16 protein-coding genes and 1 pseudogene are annotated in these 14,738 nt (G+C 71.6%); 11 read left to right on the forward strand and 6 right to left on the reverse strand.

Annotated elements, in window-relative coordinates:
* Nucleotides 1-883: pseudogene (locus tag ACRDTB_RS26135) on the reverse strand (hypothetical protein); the annotation flags it as partial.
* Between the two features lie 97 nt (nt 884-980).
* Here ACRDTB_RS26135 and ACRDTB_RS26140 point away from each other — a divergent pair.
* From ACRDTB_RS26140 to ACRDTB_RS26160, 5 genes are all read left to right on the forward strand, one after another.
* Complete coding sequence (locus ACRDTB_RS26140; protein ID WP_431434488.1) at nt 981-1,937, forward strand: DMT family transporter; 957 nt, start codon at nt 981-983, stop codon at nt 1,935-1,937.
* 66 nt (nt 1,938-2,003) lie between these two features.
* Nucleotides 2,004-2,858, forward strand: a complete 855-nt coding sequence (locus tag ACRDTB_RS26145) for a bifunctional methylenetetrahydrofolate dehydrogenase/methenyltetrahydrofolate cyclohydrolase (protein ID WP_431434512.1) — start codon at nt 2,004-2,006, stop codon at nt 2,856-2,858.
* Nucleotides 2,859-2,951: 93 nt separating this feature from the next.
* Nucleotides 2,952-3,248, forward strand: a complete 297-nt coding sequence (locus tag ACRDTB_RS26150; protein WP_431434489.1) for a DUF3017 domain-containing protein — start codon at nt 2,952-2,954, stop codon at nt 3,246-3,248.
* 106 nt (nt 3,249-3,354) lie between these two features.
* Complete coding sequence (locus ACRDTB_RS26155) at nt 3,355-4,338, forward strand: malate dehydrogenase (protein ID WP_431434490.1); 984 nt, start codon at nt 3,355-3,357, stop codon at nt 4,336-4,338.
* A 170-nt stretch (nt 4,339-4,508) separates the two neighbouring features.
* On the forward strand, nt 4,509-4,910 hold the full coding sequence (locus ACRDTB_RS26160; protein ID WP_431434491.1) for an SsgA family sporulation/cell division regulator: 402 nt from the start codon (nt 4,509-4,511) through the stop codon (nt 4,908-4,910).
* Nucleotides 4,911-4,995: 85 nt separating this feature from the next.
* On the opposite strand, the gene ACRDTB_RS26165 is transcribed toward ACRDTB_RS26160, so the two are convergent.
* Nucleotides 4,996-5,178 carry a DUF1918 domain-containing protein gene (locus ACRDTB_RS26165; protein WP_431434492.1) on the reverse strand — a complete coding sequence of 61 codons (183 nt, stop codon included), beginning with the start codon at nt 5,176-5,178 and terminating at the stop codon, nt 4,996-4,998.
* 42 nt (nt 5,179-5,220) lie between these two features.
* Here ACRDTB_RS26165 and ACRDTB_RS26170 point away from each other — a divergent pair, with 42 nt between their 5' ends.
* From ACRDTB_RS26170 to ACRDTB_RS26180, 3 genes are all read left to right on the forward strand, one after another.
* Nucleotides 5,221-5,877 (forward strand): spermidine synthase, encoded by a 657-nt coding sequence (locus ACRDTB_RS26170; RefSeq protein WP_431434493.1) that lies wholly within the window; start codon nt 5,221-5,223, stop codon nt 5,875-5,877.
* A 492-nt stretch (nt 5,878-6,369) separates the two neighbouring features.
* Nucleotides 6,370-7,227, forward strand: a complete 858-nt coding sequence (locus ACRDTB_RS26175) for an SAM-dependent methyltransferase (RefSeq protein ID WP_431434494.1) — start codon at nt 6,370-6,372, stop codon at nt 7,225-7,227.
* A gap of 389 nt (nt 7,228-7,616) precedes the next feature.
* Nucleotides 7,617-7,958, forward strand: a complete 342-nt coding sequence (locus ACRDTB_RS26180; RefSeq protein WP_431434495.1) for a VOC family protein — start codon at nt 7,617-7,619, stop codon at nt 7,956-7,958.
* Nucleotides 7,959-7,982: 24 nt separating this feature from the next.
* On the opposite strand, the gene ACRDTB_RS26185 is transcribed toward ACRDTB_RS26180, so the two are convergent.
* The 3 genes from ACRDTB_RS26185 to ACRDTB_RS26195 all read right to left on the reverse strand — a co-directional run bounded on the left by ACRDTB_RS26185 (nt 7,983) and on the right by ACRDTB_RS26195 (nt 10,636).
* The gene (locus ACRDTB_RS26185) at nt 7,983-9,215 is read right to left on the reverse strand and encodes an RNA polymerase sigma factor (RefSeq protein ID WP_431434496.1); all 1,233 of its coding nucleotides are present in this window, start codon (nt 9,213-9,215) and stop codon (nt 7,983-7,985) included.
* Nucleotides 9,212-9,598, reverse strand: coding sequence for a YciI family protein (locus tag ACRDTB_RS26190; protein WP_431434513.1), 387 nt, complete (start codon nt 9,596-9,598; stop codon nt 9,212-9,214). Before ACRDTB_RS26190 ends, ACRDTB_RS26185 begins: the two co-directional genes overlap by 4 nt.
* Nucleotides 9,599-9,718: 120 nt before the next feature.
* The gene (locus tag ACRDTB_RS26195) at nt 9,719-10,636 is read right to left on the reverse strand and encodes an LLM class flavin-dependent oxidoreductase (RefSeq protein WP_431434497.1); all 918 of its coding nucleotides are present in this window, start codon (nt 10,634-10,636) and stop codon (nt 9,719-9,721) included.
* Nucleotides 10,637-10,715: 79 nt separating this feature from the next.
* Here ACRDTB_RS26195 and argS point away from each other — a divergent pair, with 79 nt between their 5' ends.
* Nucleotides 10,716-12,413 carry an arginine--tRNA ligase gene (argS, locus tag ACRDTB_RS26200; RefSeq protein WP_431434498.1) on the forward strand — a complete coding sequence of 566 codons (1,698 nt, stop codon included), beginning with the start codon at nt 10,716-10,718 and terminating at the stop codon, nt 12,411-12,413.
* Between the two features lies 1 nt (nt 12,414).
* Here the strand turns inward: argS and ACRDTB_RS26205 are convergent, their stop codons facing one another.
* A complete protein-coding gene (locus tag ACRDTB_RS26205; protein ID WP_431434499.1) occupies nt 12,415-12,780 on the reverse strand; it encodes a VOC family protein in 366 nt (121 codons plus the stop codon).
* Nucleotides 12,781-12,860: 80 nt separating this feature from the next.
* Here ACRDTB_RS26205 and ACRDTB_RS26210 point away from each other — a divergent pair, with 80 nt between their 5' ends.
* Together ACRDTB_RS26210 and ACRDTB_RS26215 are read left to right on the forward strand one after the other, a co-directional pair.
* Nucleotides 12,861-13,229, forward strand: a complete 369-nt coding sequence (locus tag ACRDTB_RS26210; RefSeq protein ID WP_431434500.1) for a YciI family protein — start codon at nt 12,861-12,863, stop codon at nt 13,227-13,229.
* Between the two features lie 11 nt (nt 13,230-13,240).
* On the forward strand, nt 13,241-14,455 hold the full coding sequence (locus tag ACRDTB_RS26215; protein WP_431434501.1) for an RNA polymerase sigma factor: 1,215 nt from the start codon (nt 13,241-13,243) through the stop codon (nt 14,453-14,455).
* Nucleotides 14,456-14,738: the final 283 nt, after the last annotated feature.

The raw sequence follows: 14,738 nt of genomic DNA on the forward strand, positions 1-14,738 counted from the left end.
CCCCGGGACCCGGCGGAGCCGGCATCGCCTGGGTCGGTCCGGGCGCCGGCGGCCGCGGCGGTCCACCCGGCCTGGGTGGGCCGGCCGGGCCGGGCCCGAGGAACGCGGCCGCCGCGGCACGTGCCGAGTCGTCGATGAGCGGAACCTCGAAGTGCTGCCGCGCGATGTGGCCGACGAGGTCGGGCTCCGGCGGCACGTCGTGCTCACGCAGGTAGTAGTTCACCGCGGCCGGCCAGATCCAGCTGCCGTCCGTGTGGAAGGCGACCGGCACCGACTTGCGGCCCTCGGGATCCATGAGGTCGACGTCGTACCCCCGCGCGGGCCCGGCCAGCGGCGCGCTGTCGAGGTAGTCGAGCAGGTCGCGCACGTCGCCGGGCGGCACCGGCGGCCGGTTGACCGCCGCGCCCGGCCCGTCGAAGATCCGGGCCACCCGGAAGCGCGCCGGGGGCGGCGCGGAGGCGAGCCGGCGGCGCAGCCACGCCGGCACGTTGTCCTCCGTGCGCGGGAACATCCGCATGTCGTCCGGGTAGGCCTGCGGCGGCGGAGGCAGGTCCCAGTTCGGCTCCTCGCGGTCGTACTCGAGGTTGTACGACGACGGGTGGTCGAGCCGGTACCGGGCGTTGAACCACGTCCCGCGCCCCTCGCGGTACATGCCCCCCCGCAGGCGCGCGAACAGCCCCTGCAGGTCCTGCGGCATCGTCCACGGCTCGGCGGCCCCGTCCGTGTAGACGACCTTGCCGGTCGCCTCCGAGTAGCGGCCCACGGAGCGATATTCGACGGTCAGCTGCTCCCAGTCGTCGGGCGCGACCCGAAGCATCGCCAGCCCGATCTGCTTGACCAGGGCGTCCTGCTCGGTCGGGGTTAACTGGGTCGGTTGTGCCACGCTCACATCTTCCCTTGTCGGTCCGACAGCGACTCCAGCAAGCTCTCTACCTGGCCAGTGACCGCCGCCGCAAGGCCGTGGGCGAGGATGTCGACACGTGATCTCCTCACCACACCATCCGCCCGCACGTGTACGGGCTGCCGGCGCCGCCCTCGCCGCGGTCGGCGGGGTGACCCTCGCCGTTCAGGGCCGGATCAACGGCCAGCTCGGGCACGTCATGCACAACGGCCTGTTCGCCGCGCTCATCTCCTTCGGCATCGGCACCACCCTGCTTGCCGCGGCTGTGGCCGCGACGCCGTCTGCCCGCACCGGGCTGGTCCGGCTTCGGAACAGCGTACGCGCCGGCCGGCTGCGTGCCTGGCAGTGCCTGGGCGGGACCTGCGGGGCCTTCCTCGTCACCTGCCAGGGGGTCACGGTCGCGACCCTCGGCGTCGCGGTGTTCACGGTGGCCGTGGTCGGCGGCCAGGTGGTCGCGAGCCTCGCGGTCGACCGGGCCGGGCTCGGTCCCGGCGCGGCGCAGCCGATCACGCTGCCCCGGGCGGCCGGCGCGTTCCTGGCCGTCGTCGCCGTCGTGGTCGCGGTGTCCGACCACGACGCGATCGAGGCCGGCGGGCTCTGGTGGGCGCTGCTGCCCGCGGTCGCCGGCCTCGGCCTCGCCTGGCAGCTGGCGGTCAACGGGCTCGTCCGGGTCGAGTCCAACCACGTCGTCGTGCCCACCTTCGTGAACTTCACGGTGGGCACCGCCGCTCTGGTCCTCGCCGCGGTGGTCGATGTCGTGGCGCGCGGTCTGCCCGCGGCCCCGCCGGGCGAGTGGTGGTACTACATCGGCGGCCCGCTCGGCGTGGTCACGATCCTCACCGCGGTCGCCGCCGTGCGGTTCACCGGTGTGCTGCTGCTCGGGCTGGCCTCGGTGGCCGGCCAGCTCATCGGGGCCGTGCTGCTCGATGTCGTCGTGCCCACGGGCGGCGGGCTCACGGCGACGAGCGTGATCGGCACCGCCATCACGATGGTCGCGGTCGGAGTCGCCGCGATTCGGCGGGGTGGCGGGCAGTGAGAGGATGGCGGGCGTGTGCGCAGCGACGGGGCGAGGAGCGGAGGAGCTAAGCGAACCATGGGCACTGTGACCGCGACGATCCTGGACGGCAAGGCCACCCGGGACGCCATCTTCGACGACCTCCGCACGCGCGTCGAGGCGCTCGCCCGGCAGGGCGTCGTGCCCGGCCTCGGCACGATCCTCGTCGGCGACGACCCGGGCTCACACTCCTACGTCCGCGGCAAGCACAACGCGTGCGCGAAGGTCGGCATCACCTCGATCCGCCGCGACCTGCCCGCGGACACGACGCAGGCGCAGCTCGAGGCCGTCATCGACGAGCTCAACGCCGACCCGGCCTGCACCGGCTACCTCATCCAGCTCCCGCTGCCGGGCCAGCTCGACGCCGGGGCCGCGCTGGAACGGGTCGACCCGGCCAAGGACTCCGACGGCCTGCACCCGATGAACCTCGGCAAGCTCGTGCTCGGCGAGACCGGCCCGCTGCCCTGCACGCCGGTCGGGATCATCGAGCTGCTCAAGCGCTACGACGTGCCGATCGCGGGCGCGAACGTCACGGTCGTCGGACGTGGCGTCACGGTCGGCCGCCCGCTCGGGCTGCTGCTGACCCGCCGCAGCGAGAACGCCACGGTCACCTTGTGCCACACCGGCACGAAGGACCTCGCCGCCGAGGTCCGCCGCGCCGACATCGTCGTCGCGGCCGCCGGCAACCCGGCCCTCATCACGGCCGACATGATCAAGCCCGGCGCCGCGGTCCTCGACGTCGGCATCACCCGCACCGACCAGGGCCTCGTCGGCGACGTGCACCCGGGTGTGCGTGAGAAGGCGGGGTTCCTGGCCCCGATGCCCGGCGGCGTCGGCCCGATGACGATCGCGATGCTCCTGACGAACACGGTCCTCGCTGCCGAACGGAGCTTGCCGAAGTGAGCATTGACACCGAACGGAGCTTGCCGAAGTGAGCCTCGACCCCGAGCGGGGTATGCCGAAGTGAGCGTCGATGCAGATTGGAGCCCGCCGAAAGTGACCACGCCGCGGCGCCGGCGTCACCCGGTCCTGACCCACCTGCCGTTCGGCATGGTGCTGGCCGTGGTGCTGTTGGGCCTGGTGCGGATCCTGCTCTACCACTGGCGGCAGGGCACGGTGCTGATCGGCGCCGCGTTGATCATGGCCGCGGGCATGCGCGCCCTGCTGAGCGACGACCAGGCCGGGCTGATCGCGATCCGCAGCCGGGGCGTGGACGTGCTGACCTACGGCGGGTTCGGCGTCTGCGTGATGGCCGTGGCCCTGACGATCGAGGGCTTCTCGCTGGGGAACTGACGCCCCCGCGGCACATGTGACCGTGCGCTCCCATCGGTGCCGTGCGGCCCGCCGATTGCTAGCCTCCCAGCACCGGATTCGTCGTCTCGTCGGGAGGATCTTCCCCGTGGCAAGCAAGGCTGCCGTCAAGGTCACCGTCACCGGTGCCGCCGGCCAGATCGGGTACGCACTGCTGTTCCGCATCGCCTCCGGGCAGCTCCTCGGGCCGGACACGCCCGTGCGGCTGTCGCTGCTGGAGATCCCGCCGGCGCTCAAGGCCGCCGAGGGCACGGCCATGGAGCTCGACGACTGCGCGTTCCCGCTGCTGGCCGGCGTGGACATCACCGACGACCCGAAGCACGCCTTCGACGGCGTCGACGTCGCCCTGCTGGTCGGCGCCCGCCCGCGCACGAAGGGCATGGAGCGCGGCGACCTGCTCGAGGCCAACGGCGGCATCTTCAAGCCGCAGGGCGAGGCCATCAACGCCGGCGCCGCCGACGACGTCCGCGTCCTCGTGGTCGGCAACCCGGCCAACACCAACGCGCTGATCGCGATGTCGCACGCGCCCGACGTGCCCGCGGACCGGTTCACCGCGATGACCCGGCTCGACCACAACCGTGCGCTGTCGCAGCTCGCGGTGAGGCTGGGCGTGTCGGTCACCGACATCTCGAAGATGACGATCTGGGGCAACCACTCCGCGACGCAGTACCCGGACCTGTTCCATGCGGAGGTCGAGGGGCGGACCGCGGCGGCGGCGGTGAACGACGACGCCTGGCTTCGCGACACGTTCATCCCGACGGTGGCCAAGCGCGGCGCGGCGATCATCGAGGCGCGCGGCGCGTCCTCGGCCGCCTCGGCCGCGAACGCCGCCGTGGACCACGTCTACGACTGGGTGGACGGCACCGACTGGACCTCGATGGCCGTGGTGTCCGACGGCTCCTACGGCGTGCCGGAGGGCCTGATCTCCTCGTTCCCGGTGCGCTGCGCCGGCGGCCGGTGGGAGATCATCCAAGGTCTGGAGATCGACGACTTCTCGCGGTCGAAGATCGACGCGTCCGTCGCCGAGCTCGTCGAGGAGCGCGACGCGGTCCGCGACCTCGGCCTGATTTAGTTCTCTCGGTCTGATCTAGTTCCGTGGCCCGGACGTTAGCCACGGGTACCCGTTGCCACCGGATCGCGTGAACATCGCCACGCCGGCATCATGACCGGACCGTCTGGCCGATCTCTCCTTCGACCGACCCGCGCGCCATGGCGGATCGACTCGGATGAGGAGGGCCTGACATGTCTACCGAAGCCATCCACGCGGAGTTCGTGGCGCTCTACGACGGCACCACGCCGGTTCGCTCGCGCTGGTCCTTCCGTGCCGACCAGCCGTTCACCGTGACCGTGGCCTTCCAGACCGAGCGGCAGCGCTGGGTCGAGTGGGCGTTCTCGCGGGACCTGCTCGCCGACGGCCTGCGGGGGCCGGCCGGCGTCGGCGACGTGCGGTTGCACCCGGAGGCCGAGGACGGCCTGACCGTGCTGGTCGTGGAGATCGAGTCGCCGGAGGGCTACGCCGAGCTCGAGCTGGAGCACATGGGGATCAGCTCGTTCCTCGCGGCGACCGAGCGGATCGTGCCGTTCGGCGAGGAGTCCGCGTACTTCGACGTCGACGGCCTCATCGACGACCTGACCCGGGTCTGACCGGGCGCGCGACCCCAGACTGACCGGGCGCGCGGCACGAAGAACGACGCTTTCCCACCTCCGGGAAGGCGTCGTTCTTCGCGTTTCAGTCGCGTTCGACCACGCAGTCCGGGCCGGGAAAGACCAAGCCTTCGTGGCCGTCGGGAAAGCGCACGAGGTACGGCGGCTTGCCATCGCTCCCGCGTACCTCGACGATCTCCCCCAATTGGTCGGGGTTGCCGACGTTGCGACCGTGGACGTGCAGCCGATCGCCTACTGCCGCTTGCATCAGTACCACCTCCGTCCTATCAGGGTAACTAGAGTGGACCCGGTGAGCGAAGTACCCGTGGTACTCGACCGGCTTCGCGGTGTCTGCGGCGAGCTGGTGCTGCGCCGGGTCGCCGCCGACTTCGAGATCATCGCCAACGGCGTGTTCCTCATGGACACGCGCAACGGCGAGTCCGAGCGGCTCATGGTCCGCGCCGTGGCCGACCGGATGCCCGCCGGTGGGCGACTGCTCGTCGGCGGGCTGGGCGTCGGCTTCTCCCTGCGCGCGGCGCTGGACGAACCGCGGGTCGGCGAGGTCGTCGTCGTGGAGCGGGAGCGCGCGGTGATCGACTGGAACCGCGGCCCGCTGCGCTCGCGGCACGGCGACGCGCTGGCCGACCCGCGCGTCCGGTGTGTGGAGGCCGACCTGCTCACCTGGCTGCCGTCGTGCGGTGCGGACTTCGCCGGCATCTGCCTCGACGTCGACAATGGTCCGGAGTGGACAGTCACCGACGGGAACGCCGCCCTGTACGGGAATGCCGGACTCGACATGCTGGCCACCGCGCTTTCGTCGGGTGGTGTGCTGGCGGTGTGGAGCGCGGGTGCGAGCCCGGCGTTCGCGGAACGGCTCGCGGCGCGTTTCGGTGCCGTGGACACGCTTTCCGTTCCGGTGCCGCGCGGCGAGCCGGATCTGGTTTACCTCGCCCGGGCGCCCCGGTGACCCGTTCGAGATCACCGGGACGGTAACCAACCGCCAAAGTGTCGCGACGTCACTGGATATCGGATCTGGAGGCGCGGCCGATGCTCCGTCACCGCCCGCACCGACGTGCGCGCCACGTGCACCCGGCACCCGGCTGGCTCGCCCTCGCCGGGCTGTACCTCACCGCCGGTACTCCACCACCTGCTCGCGGTGAGCACGTCGCGGGTGTGGCCGCTCATGCTGGCGGCGACGCTCGGCGTGGTCGCGGGACTGTGCGGGTACGCGGCGGCACGCGGCCCGCGTCGGTGGTTCGGCTTACGACGGCCTGCCGGCCGGCTAGACCGAACGGGTGTATTTCGGCAACTTGCACGGGCGAAGCCGTGCCGCCCACTACCTGCGCATGTGCAGATGCACGGGCAGATTCCTTGATCAACACCGCGTTTACCCCGCCGTCGTCACCTCGATACGCTGCTACGGTCCGCCGAAAACCCGTTGCCTTGTGAGGTTGTTGCGATGACGGAGACTGCGCCCAAGTACGAGGCCCCGAGTTCGGTGCCGGTCGGGGTCGATCCCACGAGGGCGAGCATCGCGAGGGTCTACGACGCCTTCCTCGGAGGCAAGGACAACTACGAGATCGACCGCCAGGTGTTCGAGAAGGTCAAGGCGACGGCGCCGGAGGCACGTGATCTCGCCTGGTCCAACCGCAACTTCCTGACCCGGGCGGTGCGATTTCTCACCGATCAGGGCGGGATCCGGCAGTTCCTCGACTGCGGCTCGGGCCTGCCGACCGCCGAGAACACCCACCAGATCGCGCAGCGCATCGATCCGGAGGCGCGTGTCATCTACGTCGACAACGACCCGGTGGTGATCGCGCACGGCGAAGCGCTGCTGACCGAGAACGACTTCACGCACTTCGTGCCGGCGGACATCTTCCGTCCCCAGGACGTGCTCAACCACCCGGACGTGCAGAAGCATCTCGACTTCACGGAGCCGATCGCCCTGCTCCAGGTGGGCACGCTGCACCACTACACGCCAGACAACGGGGCCGAGCTGATGCGGGAGTACATCGACGCCCTGCCCTCGGGCAGCTTCGTCGCGATCTCGCACTTCCTCGATCCGCAGACGCCGGAGCACAGCGAGCTGGCTCGCCGCATGGAGGACGTGTTCCTGCACAGCCCGATGGGCTCGGGCGTGTTCCGCACCCGCGAGCGGATCCTGGAGTTCCTGCCGGGCATGGAGATCATCTCACCCGGCCCCGGCAAGCCGGGCGACTTGGAGCTGTCCGACCTGTGGTGGCCGGACGGCCCGAGGCTGCGCCCGCTGAGCCAGGTGGAGCAGTGCAGCGCCGCCGTGGTGGGCCGCAAGCCCTGACCTATGTGGACGGCCCGGCGTCCACTCGGGACGCTGGGCCGACCAAACTCTCCACTCGCGCCCCGAAGTTGTTCACAGCCCCGGCCGATCATCCTCCCCCCACACATTCGCCGGTACGCTGGAACGTGGGTGGCCCCCCGGAGAGGGTGGGGCCGTGGACTGGTAGGGGCAGCGCGGAAATCCGGCGGCGCGGGGGTTGCCGGCGGCGCCCGGGGTGCGGGCGGTGCGGATTTGCCGGTGGCGCCGGGTTGACGGCGGCGCCCGGGTTGCGGGGAGCGCGAGGTTGCCGGCGGCGCGGGGTTGGGGGTTCCGTTGTGGCTGGGTGGCGATGGGCTGGTGGGGCTGGGCAATCGAGTCGGGGTCGTTGGTGGGCCGGCTAGCATGGCGGCATGGTCCTCGACCTGTTCGCGGGAATTCCCGTCAACGACTACGCGGCGGCGCTGGTCTGGTACGAGAAGCTGCTCGGCTCCCCGCCGTCGTTCTTTCCGCACGACACGGAGGCCGTGTGGGGGTTGGCCGAGCACCGGTGGGTGTACATCGTGCAGTGGCCCGAGCGAGCCGGGCATGCCATGCACACGATCTTCGTCGACGACCTTGACCGTCACGTCGCCGAGACGGCTGGGCGGGGGCTGGAGCCCGCGAAGCGCGAAACGTACGCGAACGACGTACGGAAGATCACGTATGTCGATCCCGACGGGAACGAGATCGCGTTCGGCGGCGCTTCGCTCTGACCGGCACCCAGCCTGACCGGCAACTCAATGCGGGCACTCAGCGTGAGCGGTCAGCTGGGCGGCCCGGTGCATGAGGTAGTGGCGTTCGGGCATGCTCGTCGTCCGGTTCGCGGCCGCGCGGTACTGGTCGACGGCCTCCTCGTGATCGCCGGACATCTCCAGTAGGTGAGCCCGCACGGCGTGCAGCCGGTGGTGGCCGGAGAGCTTGTCCGCCAACGGTTCCAGCATCGCCAGGCCGCGCGTCGGGCCGTGGACCATCGCCGCGGCGATCGCGTGGTTCAGCGTCACCATCGGGTTGTCCGATAGGCGCTCCAGCACCCCGTACAGCGCCAGGATCTGCGGCCAGTCCGTCTCCCGCGCGCTCGCCGCCTCGTCGTGCACCGCGTTGATCGCCGCCTGCACCTGGTACGGGCCGGTCGGTCCATTCGGCAGCGTCGCCGTGATCAGCTCGATGCCCTCCGCGATCAGGTCCGCGTCCCACCGCGACCGGTCCTGCTCGGCCAGCGGCACCAGCGTCCCGTCCGCGTGCGTGCGGGCCGGGCGGCGCGCGTCGATCAGCAGCATCAGCGCCAGCAGGCCGGCCACCTCGCTCTCCGCGGGCAGCAGGCGGTGCGCGGCGCGGGCCAGACGGATCGCCTCCGTGGAGAGCTCGACCCGGTTCAGCGCCGTGCCCGACGTCGCCGTGTAGCCCTCGTTGAAGATCAGGTACAGCACGTGCAGCACGAGCCGCAGCCGCTGGGGCCGCTCGGCCTCGGATGGCAGCCGGAACGGGATACCCGACGACTTGATCTTCTGCTTCGCCCGGCTGATCCGCTGCGCCATCGTCGCCTCGGGGAGGAGGAACGCCGACGCGATCTCCGCCGTCGACAGCCCGCCGACGGCGCGCAGGGTCAGCGCGATCGCCGCCGGCGGCTTGAGCGCCGGGTGGCAGCACATGAACAGCAGGACAAGGGTGTCGTCGGTGTCCGACACGACCGCGTCGGACACCGGCCGCGCCGCGACGAGGTCCTCGCGCCGCCGCCTGGCCTGCTCGTTGCGCAGCTGGTCGGTCATCCGCCGGGACGCGACCTGGATCAGCCAGCCACGCGGATAGTCGGGCAGCCCGCGCTGCGGCCACTGCCTCGCCGCCGCGATCAACGCCTCCTGCACGGCGTCCTCGGCCGTGGCGAAGTCGTCGTAGCGCCGCATCAGCGCGCCGAGGACCTGCGGCGCGAGCTCACGCAGCAGGTCCTCGACGCGGGTGTCGGCAGCGGTCACACTTCTACGTCCGGGCCGGACATCACCTGGCGCACCTCGATCGGGAGCTTCAGCGTCACCCCGCCGGGCCCGGGCGAGGCGGACGCCGCCGCGGCGATCTCCAGGGCACGGTCGGTGCCGTCGACGTCGACGATCCAGTAGCCGGCGAGGAACTCCTTGGACTCGGGGAACGGCCCGTCGGTGATCGCCGGCTCGGCGCCGTCCCGCGCGGTGACGATCTTCGCCTGGTCCGGCATGGCCAGCCCTTCGGCCGACACCAGCTCACCGGACTCGACCAGGCCCTGGGTGAACTCCCGCATGAACTCGATGTGTGCCTTGACGTCGACCGGATCCCACTGGGTGATGGGCGGGTGGCCGATGTCGGTGGTGTTCATCAGCAGCATGTACTTCACGTTGTCTCTCCTCACTGACGGCGCCTCGCTGGCACCTTCGTGGAGACGTCGAAGCACGCTACGCGTCCTCTACGGTTCGGCCGAAGAATTTCGCGGCGGGTGCGGCGCCGGTCACCTCAGCAGCGCGACACCCTCGGCGATGACCTCCGCCTGCCGCAGCCACTCCGTCTCATCGGTCGCGTGCGGTCCGGTGATCACCCGCTCGGCGCCGGCCCCGGCGTAGGCGGCGAAGTGCTCGGCGATCCGCTCGGGGCTCTCGCCCGGCATCGGCACCCGTTCCGCCTCGTCCGGTGCCATCCGGTGCACGTCGACGAGCTGCCGGACGAACGCCGCCCGTGCGGCGTCCACCTCGGATCCCGTGCCGACGAACATGTGCCCGCCGACCGTGATGCCCGGCCGCGCGCGCCCGGCCCGCTCGGCGCGCGCGTGCAGTGCTGCGGCCCGCTCGGCCAGGCGATCCGGGGCGATCAGCGACGGCAGCCAGCCGTCACCGCGCTCGATCGTCCGGCGCAGCGCCACGTCGGAGTTGCCGCCGACGAGCACGGGCGGCATGGTCGCCGGCGGACCGAGCTGGACCTCGACGCCGGCCACGCGGACCGGCCGGCCGGCGAGCAGTGCGGGCAGCGCGCCCAGCGTGTCGTCCGTGCGCCGGCCACGCTCTCGGGCCGGCACGCCCAGCGCCCGCCAGAACGGCGACTCGGGGAAGCCGCCGGAGCCGATGCCGAGCAGCAGCCGGTCGCCGGACACGTGCTGCAGGGTCGCGACCTGCGTGGCGAGCCAGGCGGCGGGGCGGACCGGCAACGCGAGCGTGGCGAAACCCAGCCGGGCCTGCGAGGTCACGCCGGCGATCGCGGCGAGCGCCGTCACCGCCTCGAAGGCGGCGGTCCCGTCGCCGGTCTGCACGTCCGGTACCCACACGGACTCGAAGCCGAGCTCCTCGATGTGCCGGGCCAGCCGAAGCAGGTTCGCCGGCGCACAGCCCGGCTCGAACATCACCGGCGGACCCAGCCCTACCTTGATCGTAGCCATCTCGTGAATTCTGATACCTCAACCAATGTCGAGGTCAACCCCGGCGAAATCCGGTGGTGGCGCACGATAGCGTCGACCCATGCACCTGGTCGCGATCCTGGAAGCCCGTCTCGGCGCCGCGTTCGCCGCGGTCGCCGGTGAGCCGGTGGATCCCGCGCTGCGCCGATCCCAGCGCGCCGACTTCCAGGCCGACGGGGCGCTGCGCCTCGCCCGGACCCTCGGCCGCCCACCGCGCGACGTCGCGTCCGAGGTGCTCGCACACGACCCGCTCGACGACCTCTGTACCCGCGCGGAGATCGCCGGCCCGGGGTTCGTGAACCTGCGGCTGCGTGACGACGTGCTGTCCACAATGGTCACCGCGATGGCCGGCGACGAGCGGCTGGGGGTCGCGGCCGTCAAGCCGGAGACCGTCGTCGTCGACTACTCCGCACCCAACGCGGCCAAGGAGATGCACGTCGGGCACCTGCGCTCGACGATCATCGGCGACGCGATCGTCCGGCTTCTCGGGTGGCTCGGTCACCGCGTCATCCGGCAGAACCACCTCGGCGACTGGGGCACGCCGTTCGGCATGCTCGTCGAGCACCTGATCGACACCGGTGACGCCGCGGCGCGGGCCAACGGCACGCTCGGCGAGCTCAGTGACTTCTACCGCGCCGCCCGCCGGAAGTTCGACGACGACGAGGAGTTCCGCGAGCGCGCGCGGCGGCGGGTCGTCGCGCTGCAGGCCGGTGACGAGCGGACCCGCGAGCTGTGGCGTTCGCTCGTCGACCGCTCCATCGCGTACTTCGGAGAGGTCTACGCGCGGCTCGACGTCACGCTCACGCCCGCCGACGTCGCCGGGGAGAGCGGGTACGACGAGCTGCTCGGGCCGGTCGCCGACGAGCTCGACCGGCTCGGGCTGCTGCGGGAGAGCGGCGGAGCGTGGTGTGTCTTCCCGGCCGGGTTCACCAACCGGGGCGGCGAGCCACTGCCGCTGATCGTGCGCAAGGCCGACGGCGGCTACGGCTACGACGCCACCGACCTCGCCGCCATCCGATACCGGATCACCGACCTCGGGGCCACCCGGCTGCTGTACGTGGTCGGAACCCCGCAACGAGAACACTTTCGGATGGTCTTCCAGGCGGCACGGGAGGCCGGCTGGCTGACCGAGGGCGTGCGCGCGGAGCACGTCGGCTTCGGGTCGGTGCTCGGCACGGACGGGAAGATGCTGCGCACGAGGGCCGGCGAGACGGTGCGGCTCGCCGCGCTGCTCGACGAGGCCGTGGCACGCGCGGCCGAGCAGGTTCGCGAGCGGCATGCCGACGAGGCGGTGGCGCGGGCGGTCGGCGTCGGTGCCGTCAAGTACGCGGACCTGTCCACCGATCGGATGCGCGACTACACGTTCGACTACGACCGGATGCTCGCGTTCGACGGCAACACCGGCCCGTACCTGCAGTACGCGCACGCGCGGATCCGGTCGATCTTCCGCCGTGCCGGTGCCGACCCGGCCGAACCCGGCGGAGTGCGGATCACCGAGCCGGCCGAGCGGGAGCTCGCGCTCGCGCTGCTCGGCCTGCCCGCGGTCGTGGCCGAGGTCGGCGAGTCGCTCGAGCCGCACCGGCTGTGCGCGTACCTGTACGGGCTGGCCGGCGCGTTCACGACGTTCTACGAGAGCTGCCCGGTGCTGCGGGCCGAGCCCGAGGTCCGCGCGAGCCGCCTGGCGCTGTGCGCGCTGACGGCCCGGACGCTGGCGCTCGGGCTCGACCTACTCGGCATCGCGGCACCGGAGCGGATGTGAGTCAGTCGTCCTGCAGCACCGAGATGATGTTGCCGGCCGGGTCGCGGAACCACGCGATCAGCGGGCCGACCCCGCGGTAGATGCCCTTCTCGTCGACGCTGTCGTACTTCTCGAACTCGACGCCCCGCGCGGTGAGCTCGTCGACCGCGGCCTCGATGTCGGCGACGGGGAAGTTGAGCATCGTGTACGCGGCCGGCGTGTGGTCGGGCTTCGGGTAGACCAGCGTGTCCCGGTCGCCCTCGATGTGCAGGCTCAGCATGCCGTGCTCCTCGGAGACCCGCAGGCCCAGCGTCTCGCCGTAGAAGCGCTTGGCCTTCGCGATGTCGTCCACCGAGAAGCCGCTGAACGCCTTCGTGTGCTCGAACATGGTGTTCTCCTTTCCGGTTCTTCGTCCTGGACGTCGTCGCCGGGCGGCCCAATTCGACATCACGGTGAGAGGATCGGCCAGTGAAGTATCTGATCCTGATCTACAGCAACCCCGAGTCGCGGGCGATCTGGGAGAGGTTCTCGCCGGCGGAACGCGCGGAGGGGCTCGGTGCGTACGAGGCGCTCGACCAGGAGCTGACCGCGTCCGGCGAGATGATCGCGTCGGAGCCGCTCGACGCCCCGGCGAAGGGCAAGCGGGTGCACGTCACCGAGGGCCGGACGCTGACGACCGACGGGCCCTTCGCGGAAGTCAAGGAGTACCTCGTCGGGTTCTACCTGGTCGAGTGCGCGGACGAGGACCGGGCGGTGCGGATCGCCGCGAAGGTCCCGGAGGCGTTCATGGGGCTCGTGGAGGTCCGGCCGGTCATCGACATGGCCGCGCTGGCATAGGTGTCGCGGGCATGGACGCGCTGCTGCGGGAGCTCGCTCCGCAGGTGCTGACCGCGGTCGTGCGGCGGCACGGCGACTTCGACGCGTGCGAGGACGCCGTGCAGGAGGCGCTGCTCGCGGCCGCGACGCAGTGGCCGGCACAGGGTATGCCGGACAACCCGAAGGCGTGGCTGATCACCGTCGCGTCGCGGCGGCGGACCGAGCAGTGGCGCAGCGAGACCGCACGGCGGCGGCGTGAGTCGACGGCGTTCGCGCGGGACGTGCCGGCGGACGTGCCCGGGGTGGACGACTCGCTGACGCTGCTGTTCCTGTGCTGCCATCCGGCGCTGACGTCGTCGTCGCAGGTGGCGCTGACGCTGCGGGCGGTCGGCGGCCTGACGACGGCCGAGATCGCGCGGGCCTTCCTGGTGCCGGAGTCGACGGTGGCGCAGCGGATCAGCCGGGCGAAGGCGAAGATCAAGGCGGCCGGGGCGACGTTCGCCATGCCGCCGCCCGACCAGCGTCCCGAGCGGCTGAGCGCGGTGCTGCACGTGCTGTACCTGATCTTCAACGAGGGCTACACGGCGTCGGCGGGCGAGTCGCTGCACCGGGTCGAGCTCTCGGCTGAGGCGATCCGGCTGACCCGTCAGCTGCGTGCGCGGCTGCCGTCCGAGGGCGAGGTCGCCGGCCTGCTGGCGCTGATGCTGCTGACCGACGCCCGCCGCCCGGCCCGCCTCGACGATTCCGGCATGCCGGTGCCGCTGGACGAGCAGGACCGCTCGCTGTGGAACCGCGAGCAGATCGCCGAGGGGGACGCGCTGATCACCGACACGCTGGCGACCGCGCCGATCGGGCCTTACCAGCTGCAGGCGGCGATCGCCGCAGTCCACGACGGGGCGGCGCGGCCGCAGGACACGGACTGGCGCGAGATCCTGACCCTGTACGAGCTGCTGCGCACGGTGTCGCCGGGCCCGATGGTGACGTTGAACCGCATCGTCGCCGTGGCGATGGTGCACGGTCCGACGGCGGCCCTCGCCGAGCTCGACGAGGCGCTCGCGGATCCGGCCCTCGCCGGCCACTACCGGGTCGACGCCGTGCGCGCCCACCTGCTGGCCCAGGCGGGGGACGCGGCCGGCGCACGCGAGCACTACGAGCTGGCGGCGCGGCGAACGTCGAGCGAGCCGGAGCGGCGGTACCTGATCACCAAGGCCGCCACGCCGAGCTCTGCAGAGCCCCCGCCGCGGTGAGCCCGCAGCCTGTGGATCATGGTGTGAAGTCTCGCGTCTCCCAACGTGACCTCAGGGGACCGTGACGCCACCCGGCCACAAGTACGTGAACAACCGCACCCTTCGCTGGAACGTAACCAACACTTTGAATTCCGGGGAGGCGGGTTAGAGCCCTGACGCGGTGAGCCCGCAGCCTGTGGATCATGGTGTGAAGTCTCGCGTCTCCCAACGTGACCTCAGGGGACCGTGACGCCACCCGGCCACAAGTACGTGAACAACCGCACCCTTCGCTGGAACGTAACCA

Source organism: Actinophytocola sp. (genome assembly GCF_050699935.1).
Lineage (GTDB): Bacteria > Actinomycetota > Actinomycetes > Mycobacteriales > Pseudonocardiaceae > Actinophytocola.